At 61.5% G+C, this 13,658-nt stretch carries 13 protein-coding genes; 7 read left to right on the top strand and 6 right to left on the bottom strand.

Annotated features, from left to right (window positions below):
* Positions 1-59 precede the first annotated feature (59 nt).
* Positions 60-1,124: a tRNA epoxyqueuosine(34) reductase QueG gene (queG, locus tag C4J93_RS02625; RefSeq protein WP_124428519.1), complete on the top strand. Its 1,065-nt coding sequence runs from the start codon at positions 60-62 to the stop codon at positions 1,122-1,124.
* On the opposite strand, the gene C4J93_RS02620 is transcribed toward queG, so the two are convergent.
* Positions 1,121-1,738 (bottom strand): trimeric intracellular cation channel family protein, encoded by a 618-nt coding sequence (locus C4J93_RS02620; RefSeq protein WP_177412764.1) that lies wholly within the window; start codon positions 1,736-1,738, stop codon positions 1,121-1,123. The genes queG and C4J93_RS02620 overlap by 4 nt on opposite strands.
* 178 nt (positions 1,739-1,916) lie before the next feature.
* Positions 1,917-2,459 (bottom strand): oligoribonuclease, encoded by a 543-nt coding sequence (orn, locus tag C4J93_RS02615; RefSeq protein WP_010213620.1) that lies wholly within the window; start codon positions 2,457-2,459, stop codon positions 1,917-1,919.
* A 108-nt stretch (positions 2,460-2,567) separates the two neighbouring features.
* On the opposite strand from orn, the gene rsgA reads away from it, so the two are divergent.
* Positions 2,568-3,599 carry a small ribosomal subunit biogenesis GTPase RsgA gene (rsgA, locus tag C4J93_RS02610; RefSeq protein ID WP_005784215.1) on the top strand — a complete coding sequence of 344 codons (1,032 nt, stop codon included), beginning with the start codon at positions 2,568-2,570 and terminating at the stop codon, positions 3,597-3,599.
* A 286-nt stretch (positions 3,600-3,885) separates the two neighbouring features.
* Entirely contained in the window at positions 3,886-4,281 is a 396-nt protein-coding gene (locus C4J93_RS02605; RefSeq protein ID WP_124365619.1) for a type II toxin-antitoxin system PemK/MazF family toxin, read from the top strand.
* A gap of 60 nt (positions 4,282-4,341) precedes the next feature.
* Here the strand turns inward: C4J93_RS02605 and motB are convergent, their stop codons facing one another.
* Together motB and motA are read right to left on the bottom strand one after the other, a co-directional pair.
* On the bottom strand, positions 4,342-5,361 hold the full coding sequence (motB, locus tag C4J93_RS02600; protein WP_124369384.1) for a flagellar motor protein MotB: 1,020 nt from the start codon (positions 5,359-5,361) through the stop codon (positions 4,342-4,344).
* Between the two features lie 3 nt (positions 5,362-5,364).
* Positions 5,365-6,216, bottom strand: a complete 852-nt coding sequence (gene motA / locus C4J93_RS02595) for a flagellar motor stator protein MotA (RefSeq protein WP_124369383.1) — start codon at positions 6,214-6,216, stop codon at positions 5,365-5,367.
* A 167-nt stretch (positions 6,217-6,383) separates the two neighbouring features.
* On the opposite strand from motA, the gene C4J93_RS02590 reads away from it, so the two are divergent.
* The 3 genes from C4J93_RS02590 to asd are packed head-to-tail and all read left to right on the top strand — an operon-like array spanning position 6,384 to position 9,669.
* The gene (locus C4J93_RS02590) at positions 6,384-7,919 is read left to right on the top strand and encodes an HDOD domain-containing protein (protein ID WP_124428518.1); all 1,536 of its coding nucleotides are present in this window, start codon (positions 6,384-6,386) and stop codon (positions 7,917-7,919) included.
* A gap of 57 nt (positions 7,920-7,976) precedes the next feature.
* The gene (gene rhdA, locus C4J93_RS02585; protein ID WP_124369381.1) at positions 7,977-8,792 is read left to right on the top strand and encodes a thiosulfate sulfurtransferase; all 816 of its coding nucleotides are present in this window, start codon (positions 7,977-7,979) and stop codon (positions 8,790-8,792) included.
* Between the two features lie 16 nt (positions 8,793-8,808).
* A complete protein-coding gene (asd, locus tag C4J93_RS02580; protein ID WP_124428517.1) occupies positions 8,809-9,669 on the top strand; it encodes an archaetidylserine decarboxylase in 861 nt (286 codons plus the stop codon).
* Between the two features lie 116 nt (positions 9,670-9,785).
* Here asd and serB read toward each other — a convergent pair whose 3' ends face one another.
* Positions 9,786-11,000 carry a phosphoserine phosphatase SerB gene (gene serB, locus C4J93_RS02575; RefSeq protein ID WP_124361009.1) on the bottom strand — a complete coding sequence of 405 codons (1,215 nt, stop codon included), beginning with the start codon at positions 10,998-11,000 and terminating at the stop codon, positions 9,786-9,788.
* 133 nt (positions 11,001-11,133) lie between these two features.
* Between serB and C4J93_RS02570 the strand changes: the two genes are divergently transcribed.
* Positions 11,134-12,666, top strand: coding sequence for an AhpA/YtjB family protein (locus C4J93_RS02570; protein ID WP_124428516.1), 1,533 nt, complete (start codon positions 11,134-11,136; stop codon positions 12,664-12,666).
* A gap of 187 nt (positions 12,667-12,853) precedes the next feature.
* Here C4J93_RS02570 and C4J93_RS02565 read toward each other — a convergent pair whose 3' ends face one another.
* Positions 12,854-13,564: a membrane integrity-associated transporter subunit PqiC gene (locus C4J93_RS02565; RefSeq protein ID WP_124428515.1), complete on the bottom strand. Its 711-nt coding sequence runs from the start codon at positions 13,562-13,564 to the stop codon at positions 12,854-12,856.
* Positions 13,565-13,658 lie beyond the last annotated feature (94 nt).

The following is a 13,658-nucleotide window of genomic DNA, read 5'->3' as shown; positions in this document are numbered from 1 at the left end:
CTTCAAGCTCCGATGTCTGGCAGAATTATACGCATCTAACCTGTGGTTTCCCGTGTCTCATGCCCGCTATTACCTCCGATCTGCCCGCCCTCGCCCAATCGATCAAAGCCTGGGGCCGCGAGCTGGGTTTCCAACAAGTCGGCATCAGCGGCCTCGACCTGGCTGAGCATGAACAGCACCTGCAACGCTGGCTCGACGCGGGCTACCACGGCGAGATGGACTACATGGGCGCCCATGGCAGCAAACGCTCCCACCCCGAAGAACTGGTGCCCGGCACCTTGCGCGTGGTGTCACTGCGCATGGACTACCTGCCCGGCGACACGCAAATGGCACAGCTACTGGCCGAGCCGGAAAAAGCCTATGTCTCGCGTTACGCCCTGGGCCGCGACTATCACAAGCTGATCCGCAAGCGCGTGCAGCAACTGGCCGACCGTATCCAGGCGCAGATCGGGCCGTTCGGCTTTCGAGCCTTTGTCGACAGCGCACCCGTACTGGAAAAAGCCATCGCCGAACAGGCCGGCCTCGGCTGGATCGGCAAGAACACCCTGGTACTCAATCGCAAGGCCGGCAGCTATTTCTTCCTGAGCGAACTGTTTGTCGATTTGCCGTTACCGGTCGACCCACCCCATACCACCGAGCACTGTGGCCGCTGTACGGCGTGCCTGGACATCTGCCCCACCAACGCGTTCGTCGGCCCTTATGTGCTGGATGCCCGACGCTGCATTTCCTACCTGACCATCGAGCTCAAAAGCGCCATTCCCGAGGACCTGCGCCCACTGATCGGCAATCGGGTATTTGGCTGCGATGACTGTCAGATCGTTTGCCCGTGGAATCGTTTCGCCCGACCCACTGGCGAAAGCGATTTCAAGCCACGGCACAATCTGGATAACGCGACCCTGGCCGAACTGTTTATGTGGGACGAGGATAAATTCCTCAGCAGCACCGAGGGCTCACCCTTGCGCCGGGCCGGATACGAGCGCTGGCTGCGCAACCTGGCGGTGGGCCTGGGTAACGCACCCTCGAGCATTCCGGTGTTGGAAGCCTTGAAGGCGCGGCGCGACTACCCGTCGGAACTGGTGCGTGAGCATGTGCAATGGGCGCTGAACCAGCACGCCGCCCGCTAGTGGACGTCGTCGTTATAGACGAACTTGGGCATTTCCCAATGAAACCGGATCGCCAGCAGGCGCAGTAGAAAGCCGCTGAACAAGGTCAGCAGGATCGCCTGTTCGCTGGGCAATTCCAGATACAGGCACAGCAAGTAAAACCAGGCAGCGAGGAACGACACGCTGGCGTACAGCTCACGGCGGAAGATCAGCGGGATGTCGTTACAGAAGATGTCCCGCAGGATGCCGCCGAATACGCCGGTGATTACGCCACTGACCGACGCGACCAACATGCCATGCCCCATTTCCAGGGCGGTCATGCAGCCGATCAAGGTGAACGCCACCAACCCCACGGCATCCAGCGCCAGGAACAGCGAGCGCAGATGGCGCATCAACGGTGCGATAAAGATAGTCACCAGCGCGGCGACGGAAGTCAGCACCAGGTATTCAGGGTGCTTGACCCAGGTCAGCGGGTAATGCCCCAGCAACATATCGCGCACAGAACCGCCACCCAGCGCCGTCACGCACGCGATCAGCACCACGCCAAACCAGTCCATGCCGCGCCGGCCGGCGGACAAGGCACCCGTCATGGCTTCGGCGGTGATGGCGATGAGGTAGAGCATCAGCAGCATGATGGCGATCCTTGCAGAGAGGCCGGCAGTCTAATCATTTGCTGATGGCACCAAAAGGGGGCGCTTGGCGATAAACCGAGTCGCCGGCTATCGGGGGCAAGCCCCCTCCCACATTGGGACGCAGAGCGTCCTGGGCTGCATTCCCACGCGGAGCGTGGGAACGATCCAAGGCGGAAGGTCTTCAAGCCTTGATGAAATGCTTGCGGTAATGCTGCAACTCGGCGATCGACTCGCGAATATCATCCAGCGCCAGGTGCGTGCTGCCTTTGTGGAAGCTGTCTTTGACCTCCGGCGCCCAGCGTGCAGCCAGCTCTTTCAAGGTGGACACGTCCAGGTTGCGATAATGGAAGTAGCTCTCCAGCGCCTTCATATGCGTATAAAGGAAGCGACGGTCCTGGCAGATACTGTTACCGCAGATCGGCGACTTGCCCTTGGGCACCCATTTTTCCAGGAACGCGATGGTTTCGGCTTCGGCTTCGGCCATGCTGATGCGGCTGTCGCGTACACGCTGGGTCAGGCCGGAGTTGCCGTGGGTGCGGGTATTCCATTCGTCCATGGTGGCGAGCACGGCGTCGCTGTGATGGATGGCGATCACCGGACCTTCGGCCAAGGTGTTGAGGTTGCTGTCGGTGACGATCGTTGCCATCTCGATGATGACGTCGGTGTCGGGGTTCAGACCGGTCATTTCCAGATCGATCCAAATCAGGTTCTGTGGGTTTTGCATGGCTTGATTCTCTTGGCACCTTGGCGTAGCCAGGCAGTTTAGCAGGCGGCGCCGTGCTAGACTCGCGACCGTTTCACCCAACTTTTGCATTATCGACACGGAACACCAATGGCCAAACGCCAGCTCAATCGTCGCCAAAACTGGCGCATCGAAAAGATTCAAGGTGAACGCGCAGCGCGCGCCGCCAAACGAGAGTCCTCCGCCGTGGAAGCGCTTGAGGGCGGCGACCTGGGTCCCGAACAAACGGGCCTGGTGATCGCGCACTTCGGCGTACAGGTCGAAGTCGAGGCGCTGGAAGGCGAGCTCGCCGGCTCGGTATCCCGCTGCCATTTGCGCGCCAACCTGCCTGCGCTGGTGACCGGCGACAAGGTCGTCTGGCGTGCCGGCAACCAGGGCATCGGCGTGATCGTCGCCCAGTTGCCCCGCAGCACCGAGCTGCGCCGCCCCGACAGCCGCGGCCAGCTCAAGCCGGTGGCGGCCAACGTCGACATGATCGTGATTGTGTTCGCGCCGCTGCCCGAGCCCCACGCCAACCTGATCGACCGCTATCTGGTCGCTGCCGAGCATGCCGGTATCCGCCCACTGCTGCTGCTGAACAAATTCGACTTGATCGACGAGCAGAACGCGCCGGCGCTTAACGCATTACTGGCGGTCTACCGCACCCTGGGTTATCCGGTACTGGAAGTCTCGGCACACCATGGCAACGGCATGGAACAGTTGCAACAGCAGTTGGACGGGCGTATCAGCGTGTTTGTCGGCCAGTCCGGCGTGGGCAAGTCATCGCTGGTCAACAGCCTGCTGCCGGAAGTCGACACCCGTGTCGGCCCGCTGTCGGAGCTGTCCGGCCAAGGCACGCACACCACCACCACCGCACGGCTATTTCACTTCCCCGGTGGCGGCGAGCTGATCGACTCCCCAGGCATTCGTGAATTCGGCCTCGGTCATGTCAGCCGCAGCGACGTGGAAGCAGGCTTCATCGAGTTCAACGACCTGATCGGCACCTGCCGCTTCCGCGACTGCAAACACGACCGCGAACCGGGCTGTGCATTGCTCAAGGCCCTGGAAGATGGCCGCGTGCAGCAGCAACGGATGAATAGCTATCGGTCGATTATTGCGAGTTTGCCTGAGAGCAGTTACTGACGGTCAACGTCTTGATACATATAAATCAGGACGCCGATCCTCATAATCCATTGATTTAATAGGTGCAGGCATCAAGAATTCAGGCCAACTCGGTGGCTTACAAACACAAGCTGGCTTGTATTCGGATTTTCTGATGCCCATAATTGCTCCGTCACCAGCGAAAGCTGGCAGGAGTCTGGATCCTTTTCGGAGTTGATCCAGCGGCGCAGAAGGGGCGAAGCAAGCTCCGCTGCGTGTCGAATGAAGCCGCCTCCGGGCGGCTTTGCTTTTTGTGGGGAATTAACATTTGGCTCTCTACTATCACCCCAAACAGGGCGATGTACTGCTGTGCGACTTCACGCGGGGCTTTGTGGCTCCGGAGATGCTGAAGATCCGTAAGGTCGTAGTGATATCCCCAACCTCTACGCACAATCGCAAACTGTGCACCGTGGTGCCGATTTCCTCTACTGCACCAGATATCCGGCACGACTGGCACCATCTGCTACGCGCCAACCCACTTCAATCCGACGGTTACAAAGAGCTGTGGGTAAAGTGCGACATGATTTACACCGTCAGCTTCGAACGCCTCGACAAACTGCACAGAAAGACCCGCTCCAAGGGTCGAGAGTACTTCGTACCGCGCCTGTGCGCGGATGATATGCGGGGCGTAATCGGTGGCGTCAAAGCGTACCTGCCACTCTGACCGCAAATGAAAACGCCCCGGCTGATCGGGGCGTTTTCATTTCTGGCTTATAGAGACCGCTTACGGCGCAGGCACAGGCGCCGTCGGGTCCTTCACGCCGCCATCATCAAACAGGTTCAGCTTCTGGCGCAGTTCATGGGCTGGCAGCGGCTCCTGCCCTGGCGGGAGCGCGTTCGGGTCCGCCGGCACTTCACCGGGGGCGCCTTCACCCTGAGCCGGCTGTGGCGGTGGCGGTTGATCGCCCTCGATCGCACGCTGGGCCTTTTTGGTCAGCACAACGATGTCGATCCGACGGTTGATCGGGTTGAACGGTTCCTTGGGGTCAAACAGCTGCGATGACGCAAAGCCCACCACCCGCGCCACTTGCGGGTCCGGGTAGCTGCCAGCCACCAGCGCACGGCGGGCGGCGTTGGCGCGGTTGGCCGAGAGCTCCCAGTTGCCGAAGTCGCCCTGCCCCGCGTAGGGCTTGGCATCGGTGTGGCCGCTGATACTGATCTTGTTCGGCACCGCCTTGATGGTGTCGGCCATGGCCAGCAGGATGTCTTCGAAGTACGGCTTCAAGCGTGCGCTGCCGGAATCGAACATCGGCCGGTTGGCCGCGTCGGTGATCTGGATGCGCAAGCCTTCCGGGGTGATCTCGAAGGAAATCTGATCCTTGAACTTCAGCAGTTGCGGGTTTTCCTCAACCTTGGTCTGCAGCTCCTGCAACAACAGCTCGAGGCGTTCTTTCTCAACCTGTTCGGCCATGGTTTCGACCTTATCGCGCTCGATCGGGATTTTTTCCTGGGGCGATTCGGTCTGCACTTCCGGGTTGATGGTGCGCTCAGGCGCCAACTGCGGCGAGCCACCCAGGTCGATCACGAAGGGCGTGCCACTTTCCGAAAAACCAATCGGGTCCTTGAAGTAACCCGCGATGGCGATCTTCTGTTCAGGGGTAGCGGTGGACATCAGCCACAGCACCAGGAAGAACGCCATCATTGCCGTCGCGAAGTCGGCAAAGGCGATTTTCCAGGCGCCGCCATGGTGCCCCGCTGCGAAGCGCTTGACGCGCTTGATGATGATCGGCTGGTTGTTTTCCATGGCTTAGCGACCGCGAACCGCTTGTTCCAGCTCGGCGAAACTTGGGCGATGTTTCGGGTACAGCACTTTGCGTCCGAACTCTACCGCCAGCGACGGCGGCATGCCGGATGCCGAAGCCACGAGGCACGCTTTGATCGCTTCGTAGAGGTTGATCTCTTCCTTGGCATCGTGGGCCAGCGACGTGGCGAGCGGGCCGAAGAAACCGTAGGCCGCGAGAATACCGAAGAAGGTACCGACCAACGCCGCGCCGACGTGCATGCCGATGGCCGCCTGGTCGCCCTCGCCCAGGGAGGCCATGGTCACCACGATACCCAGCACCGCCGCGACGATACCGAAACCGGGCATGCCGTCGGCAATGCCAGTCACCGCGTGGGAAGGATGCTCCAGCTCTTCCTTGAGGCTGAACAGCTCCATGTCGAACAAGCCTTCGAGCTCATGGGGGGCCATGTTGCCGGAGGACATGATGCGCAGGTAATCGCAGATATACGCGGTCATGCGCTCGTCTTTGAGCACGGCCGGGTATTTGGCGAAGATCGGGCTGGCGGCGGCGTCTTCGATGTCTCCTTCAATCGCCATCATGCCTTCGCGGCGGCTCTTGTTGAGGATCTCGTAGACCAGCCCCAGCACTTCCAGATAGAACGTGTGCGAGAAGCGCGAGCTGAACATGCCCAGCGACTTCTTGATCACATGCATGGTCATGTAGCCGGGGTTGGCCTGGAGGAAGGCGCCAAAGGCGGCGCCACCGATGATCATCACTTCGAACGGCTGGATCAGCGCGGCGATTTTACCGTGGGACAGGACGTACCCACCGAGCACACTTGCGAGGACGACAATGATGCCGATAATTTTAGCCATAGGGGATCTGTACTTGCGCCGTCGGGTTCATGGACATAGTGGGTGCAGCTGGAAAACTCTTGTTCTACTTATCGGCAAAACTGCGCCAGACTATAGCCCGTTAAGGCGAAAAGCCAATTCAGCCCGTTCCGGGCGTGTTGAACACAAGTGACGATCGCGCCCCAATCATGGCTAATGAAACGACAGTTCCAACTGCAAAACCCGCCACACTCGCCGCCTGGATCAAATGCCTGGACGACGTGCTGCTGCCCGTTCCCCAGGCCAGCCACGAGCGTGTGTGCAAAGCCATCCGCGACAGCCGCAGCTCGTTAAGGGACATTGCCGAGCTGATGCAGGACAGCCCGGCCCTGGTGCTCAGCGTGATGCGCGAGGCCAACAGCCACACTCACGGCAGCCTGGCGGAACCGGCGGAAAACCTCGAAGTGGCGCTCAACCGCCTCGGTCTCAAGCGCGCCGAAGAACTGCTGGCGCGCCTGCCTTCGGTGCCGGTCCTTGAAATTCCCGTAGCGCTGCGCCAGCTGCTGCTGATCAGCCAGCATGCCTCGCAACAGGCCAACGGCTTGTTCGGCAACCGCCTGGCGCGTCTGTGGCAGGACATTCATTGGGGCAGCCTGTTGTTTCTGTCACCGTTGTGGCCGATGGCCGTCGCCTACCTCAAGCTCTTGGAAGAATGGGAACTGCGGGTGATCCACAAAGGCGAGTCGGCGCGCCAGGTCGAGCAGCAATTGTTCGGCGTGCGCCTGCTGGACCTGTGCCTTGCTTTGACGGCAGCCTGGCACCTGCCGATCTGGGTGTCCCAGGGGTATCACCTGCTGCTGGGCGAGCGTCGCCTGCTAGTCAAGGCCTTGCGTATCGCCCGCGAAGACGACCCTCTGCGCCACCAGCAATTACTCGATGCCGACCCCAACCTGCGCCGCTGGCTGAACCAGCCGGCCAACACCGTACTGCTGGCCAACGGCCTGGCGATGTCGGCGCAGGAGTCCTGGACCTGCCCGCACACCGAGCGCTGGCAACACCTCACTGCGCTGTACCTGCAGGAACCACTGGGCGATGTGCAGCAGCAGGTGCACCAACAAGCGGTGACCAGCGCCCGCAGCACCTTGATGCCTGACCTCTGGCACCCGGCGCTGTCGCTGATCTGGCCGTGGCATGTGCAAAAAGTCCATCGTGGCCTGTTGCCCGCGCCGCCGCCCACGGCCGAAGCACTGGCATTGTGGCGCAGCCGCTGCACGGAGCTGCTGGTCGAGCCGAGCCGCTTTGCCAATGCGATGCACCTGACCACTTGCGCCAAGGAAGCCCTGGTCGCCAGCGGCATGCAACGCGTATTGCTGTTCATGGCGGACCGCGCCTTGAGCACCTTGCGTGTGCATCAGGCCGACGGCTTGCCCAGGGACGCTGCCAACCTGAGCCTGGATGTGGTCAACAGTACATTGCTGCAACGCCTGCTGGAAAAGTCCGCCCAGGTGCGTCTCAGCCCTGACAACCATGCGCAGTTCTCCGCCCTGCTGCCACCGATCCTGCGGCGCCTGTTTACCGGCGAGCACCTGCTGTTGCGCTCGCTGAGCTGCAATGGCCGCGTGGTGATGCTGATGGTGGCGGACCAGGGTGGTGGGCCGTTCTCGGAAACCACTGTGCAAGCCTTTGGTAAAACCGCGCAATGCATCGAAAAGGCCCTGCACAGCTTTACCAACCGCAGCGCCTGATGCTTGCGCTACAATCGCCCTCCTTTATCGCCAACATTTGTGCCCAGGAGACCTCACATGCCTGACTTCTCTGGCTTGCCGCTGGTGATCGAATCCAGCGACCTGCAAGGTCGCCTGGATGCCGACCACCTGATTCTGGTGGACCTCACCAGTGCCGCCCGCTACGCCGAAGGGCATATCCCCGGCGCGCATTTCGTTGACCCCAAGCGCACCCAATTGGGCCAGCCACCAGCGCCAGGCCTGCTGCCGCACAAGGCCGACCTGGAAAAGCTGTTCGGCGAGCTGGGCCACACCCCCGACGCCACCTATGTGGTCTACGACGACGAGGGCGGCGGCTGGGCCGGTCGTTTTATCTGGATGCTCGATGTCATCGGCCACCAGAAATACCACTACCTCGACGGCGGCCTTCTGGCGTGGCTGGAAGAAAAGCATCCGGTTTCCACCGAGGTGCCCGCGCCAGCCGGCGGCCCGGTCAGCCTTACGCTGCACGACGGCCCCACCGCCACCCGCGAATACCTGCAAAGCCGGCTCGGCGCAGCCGACCTGGGTATCTGGGACGCACGCGGCCCGCTGGAGTATTCCGGCGAAAAAGTGCTCGCGGCCAAAGCCGGGCACATTCCCGGCGCGGTGAACTTCGAATGGACCGCTGGCATGGACAAGGCGCGCAGCCTGCGCATCCGCCGCGACATGCCGCAAATCCTCGAAGACCTCGGGCTGACCCGCGATAAAGAAATCATCACCCACTGCCAGACCCACCACCGCTCTGGCTTCACCTACCTGGTGGCCAAGGCGCTCGGTTATCCGCGAGTCAAAGGTTATGCCGGTTCCTGGGGCGAATGGGGCAACCACCCCGACACCCCCGTCGAGATTTGAAGCTTAAGGACACTTAATGAAAAAGCAGTTGTTTATCCTCAGTCAGTACTTGCTGCCGCACCACCTGCTGTCGCGCTTGGCCGGCTGCATTGCCGAGTGCCGCGTGCGCTGGTTCAAGAACGCCTTCACCCGTTGGTTCGCCAAGCGTTACCAGGTGGACATGTCCCAGGCACTGGTTGAAGACGTGACCGCCTACGAGCATTTCAACGCCTTCTTTACCCGCGCATTGAAAGACGGTGCGCGCCCGCTGGACCCGACCCCCGGCGCCGTACTGAGCCCGGCCGATGGTGCGGTCAGCCAGCTCGGCCCGATAGAACATGGCCGTGTGTTCCAGGCCAAGGGCCACAGTTTCAGCGTGCTGGAATTGCTCGGCGGCGACGCAGCGCTGGCGGCGCCGTTCATGGGCGGTGACTTCGCCACTATCTACTTGTCGCCAAAGGATTATCACCGCGTGCATATGCCACTGGCCGGTACCTTGCGCGAGATGGTCTATGTGCCGGGGCGGATTTTCTCGGTGAACCAGACCACCGCCGAGAACGTGCCGGAACTGTTTGCGCGTAACGAGCGGGTTGTCTGCCTGTTCGACACCGAACGCGGCCCGATGGCCGTAGTGTTGGTGGGCGCGATGATCGTAGCCTCGATTGAGACGGTGTGGGCCGGGCTGGTAACACCACCGAAACGCGAGCTGAAAACCTTCCGCTATGACGAAGCTGCTCGCGCACCGATTCACCTGGAGAAAGGTGCGGAGTTGGGTCGCTTCAAGTTGGGTTCTACCGCGATTGTGCTGTTCGGGCCGGGCCAAGTGCAGTGGGCGCAGGAACTGGCGGCGGGCTCGCCGGTGCAGATGGGCCAGGGTATCGGCTCACCTAAAGCCTGATGATCGTTCCCACGCTCTGCGTGGGAATGCAGCGCAGGGCGCTCTGCGCCCCCAAAGCCTGACGCAGAGCGTCACAGAAGGCATTCCCACGCGGAGCGTGGGAATGATCTGTCGAGTTAGAGCTGACCGTCGCGATCGCGCAAGCCCAGCAGATACAGCACCCCATCCAACCCCAAGGTCGAAATCGCCTGCTTGGCCGATTGCTTGACCAATGGCTTGGCGCGGAACGCCACACCCAACCCGGCAATCGCCAGCATCGGCAAATCGTTCGCGCCGTCGCCGACCGCAATGGTCTGCTCCAGGCGCAGGCCTTCCTTATGCGCCAATTCCTTGAGCAGGTCCGCCTTGCGTTGTGCATCGACAATCGGCTCCACCGCCACGCCGGTCACTTTGCCATCCACCACTTCCAGCTCGTTGGCGAATACATAGTCAATGCCCAGCTTGGCCTGCAACTGCTTGGCGAAATAGGTGAAGCCACCAGACAGGATGGCCGTCTTGTAGCCCAGGCGCTTGAGCTCGGCGAACAGGGTTTCGGCGCCTTCGGTCAGACGCAGGGACGCGCCGATTGAATCGAGCACGCTCACATCCAGGCCCTTGAGCAACGCCAGGCGCTCCTTGAAGCTGGCGCGAAAATCCAGCTCGCCGGCCATCGCGCGCTCGGTAATGGCCGAGACTTGCTCGCCCACACCGGCGGCCTTGGCAAGTTCGTCGATGACTTCGGCTTCGATCAGCGTGGAGTCCATGTCGAACACCGCCAGGCGACGGTTGCGCCGGAACAGCGAATCTTCCTGGAAGGCGATGTCGACATTCAGCTCCTGGGCCACGCTCAGGAATTCAGCGCGCAGCGCCTGCGCATCGGCCGGCTCACCCCGCACGGAGAACTCGATGCAGCCCTTGCCTTTGTCTGCGGGCGTGTCCAAAGGCATACGCCCCGACAGACGGTCGATATGGTCGATGTTCAAGCCGTAGTGCGCGGTGATCGAACTGACGCGCTGCAACTGTTCGGCCGTGACCTTGCGGGTGAGCAACGTCACGATATGGCGTTTTTTGCCCTGGCCTTCGACCCAATGCTGGTAATCGGCTTCGGAAACCGGCGTGAAACGCACCTGCTGATCCAGCTTGTAGGCCGTAAACAGGATGTCCTTGAGTACCGACGAGGCCTGCTCGTTGCTGGGGATTTCCACCAGGATGCCGAACGACAGGGTGTCGTGGATCACCGCCTGGCCGATGTCGAGAATGTTCACACCACCCTGGGCCAGAACGCCGGTAATGGCAGCGGTGAGACCCGGTCGGTCAAGACCTGTGATGTTGATCAGGACAATTTCGCGCAAAGCGCACCCCCAGGCTGGAAAAAAACCGCATTCTACCCACTTTCAGTGACCATCGGGCACAGCCAGCGCTTTGCCGGTCATGGGCCTGTCGCTATACTGCGCGTCAACTTCACGGACCAAGAGCCGAGCGCAAGTGAACCGGCCCACGCCAGTAAAAACCGATAACTTCTTCCTGCTGATCTTCCGGGCACTGCGCCACCGCCGTGTACCGATCGCATTACGCATCGCCAGCCATAACGTGATCCTGGTCGCTCTGGCCCTGGTGATCTACGCCTGCGTGATGGGTTTGCAGTTCAAACAGGCCATGCACGAGCAAGCCGACGCCCTGGGCGAAAGCCTGACCACCCAGACCGCCACCTCGGCGACTGAGTTGTTGGTGTCCAACGACATCCTCAGCCTCAACGTACTGCTCAACAACCTGACCAAGAACCCGCTGGTGGCCCACGCCGCCATCTATAGCGTGGACAACCGGATCATGGCCGAAGCCGGGCAGCGCCCGAAAAACGGCCTGTTGGGCGAAGCCGAGGGCCTGTATCAGAGCAATATCACGTTTCAGGATGTAAAAGCCGGCCAATTGCGCATCAGCCTGGACATGCAACAATTCCAGCAGCCGATGACCATCAGCCTGCAGAGCATGGGCATCTTGAGCGCGATCCTGCTGGCCCTCGCCCTGGCGTTGAGCCTGCGCCTGGGACGGCATATCTCCACGCCGTTGATGCAACTGCGCATCTGGCTGCGCGATATCGACGAACACACTCCGGCCACCGACCGCCAGGACGAAATCGGCGACCTGGCGCGTCAGCTGCATGCCAGCTTCGCCCCGGAGCCGACCGTGCCTGAGGTCGAACCCGAACCCGAGTACGACGACGCCGACTACACCGACGAGCCTGAGTTTGAAGTGCGCGACCTGCGCGATCCAGGCTTCGACGAAAGCGCTCCGGTGGCGGGCTTGAAGCCTGCGCCGCGGCATGTGGTCAAGGCCGAAGAAGACGAGCTGGACGACGAAGACCCGTTCGCCGACCTGCGCGATACCGCCGAAGCCGCTCCCGTCGTAACGCCCAAATCGCTTCCCGCCAAAAGCAACGAACCTCAGTACAGCGCCGTACTCGCCGTACAACTGGGTGCCCAGGACCAACTGCGCCGCCTGCCCCGCGCTCGCTTGACGGAACTGCTGGAACGCTACCGCGACTGTCTCGACCAGGCCGCCTCGCTCTACCAGAGCGAACTGCACACCCTGAACGACGGCAGCACGCTGATGCTGTTCCACAGCGAAGACAGCGGCGAGGACTACCTGACCAACGCCATCTGCTGCGGCGAGTTGCTGCGCGCCCTGGGTCATGCTTTGCAGATTGAAGTGGCCGACAGCGGCATCACGTTGCAACTGCAGCTCGGCTTGACAGTGGGTGATGACCTGTTCGGCATCAGCCAGATCGACCTGCTGCTGACCGAGATCGCCCAGGATGCCCTGGCCTTGTCGCAACACAGCCGCAACCTGCTGCTGGTGGAGCGCAAGATCAGTGAAGACACGCTGATCCGCCAACGTGCACGCATCCGCCCGATAGCCAGCCCTGAGGGTGCCAGCTGCGTGGAGCGCTTGATGGAGCCCTACCCGTCGATGCTGGAACGGCAGCTGGCGCGGATGCATGAGACCCGCACAAAGACATAAGGCACGCAATTGCTCCCTGTGGGAGGGGGCTTGCCCCCGATAGCGGAGTGTCAGTCAGCACATCACTCACTGAACCACCGCCATCGGGGGCAAGCCCCCTCCCACATTTGACTGCGCCATGGCTTCTATTTTCAGATACAAAAAGGCCCGCTTACTCAGCGGGCCTTTTGTTTGTCTGCCATTCAGATCAAAACCTGAACACTTCCAAATCCGTACGAATCGGTGTCGCCATCGGCATCTTGGGCTTTTCCGGCGCTGAGGGCTTGGCCTGTGCCGGCGCCTGCTTGCGCGGGGCTTCGGCAATTGGCGGCTGGTTGGCCAACGGCTTGAGCGCTACCGACAACTGTTGCGCCAAGTGCTGCAACAATACGCCCTGGGCCTGGACCTGGGACGCCGTGGTGCCGCTATGTTCTTCCTGCAGGTGCACGATACGGTTGTCCCGCACCTGGCCGCGACGGTCGATCAGGCGCCACTGTGCATCCAGGATCGCCGGTTGCGAGGTACCGGAGTCAAGCCGCGTGATCGTCAGCAGCACCTGCACATCCGGGGTAAACCCGGATGGCCCCGGCGCCAGGACTACGCGCTGGCTGTCCAACTGGCCGGCCACCTGACGCAACATCAATTGATTGATATCGGAGGACAGGCTGCCCGCCCAGCGACCATCGGTGGAACCTTGCAGGCTGCCGTCGTTCTGACGTTGCAGCAGGGTTTCGCGTTGCAGGTAATCGGCAACGATTACCGGCCCCAGCAGAACGGCCATGCCGGCGGTTTGTGCTGGCTGAGCCGGACTTCCGCTGTCCAGCTGGTACAGCGACACCGGCTGGTGCGTGCTGCAACCCGCCAGCCCTAACAGGCCAGCGAGCATCAAAAATAGAGGAAGGCGTGGAGCAGTCATCATCCCATCCAGGTGGCTGCCGCACGGCGAACCACAATGTAATACTAAAAATAACCTAAATACGCTCGGCCACGCCGGCGCTGGAAAGGCCATATCA

It is taken from the genome of Pseudomonas sp. R2-37-08W, assembly GCF_003851705.1.
GTDB lineage: Bacteria > Pseudomonadota > Gammaproteobacteria > Pseudomonadales > Pseudomonadaceae > Aquipseudomonas.
This window is presented reverse-complemented; position numbering and strand designations above follow the sequence as displayed.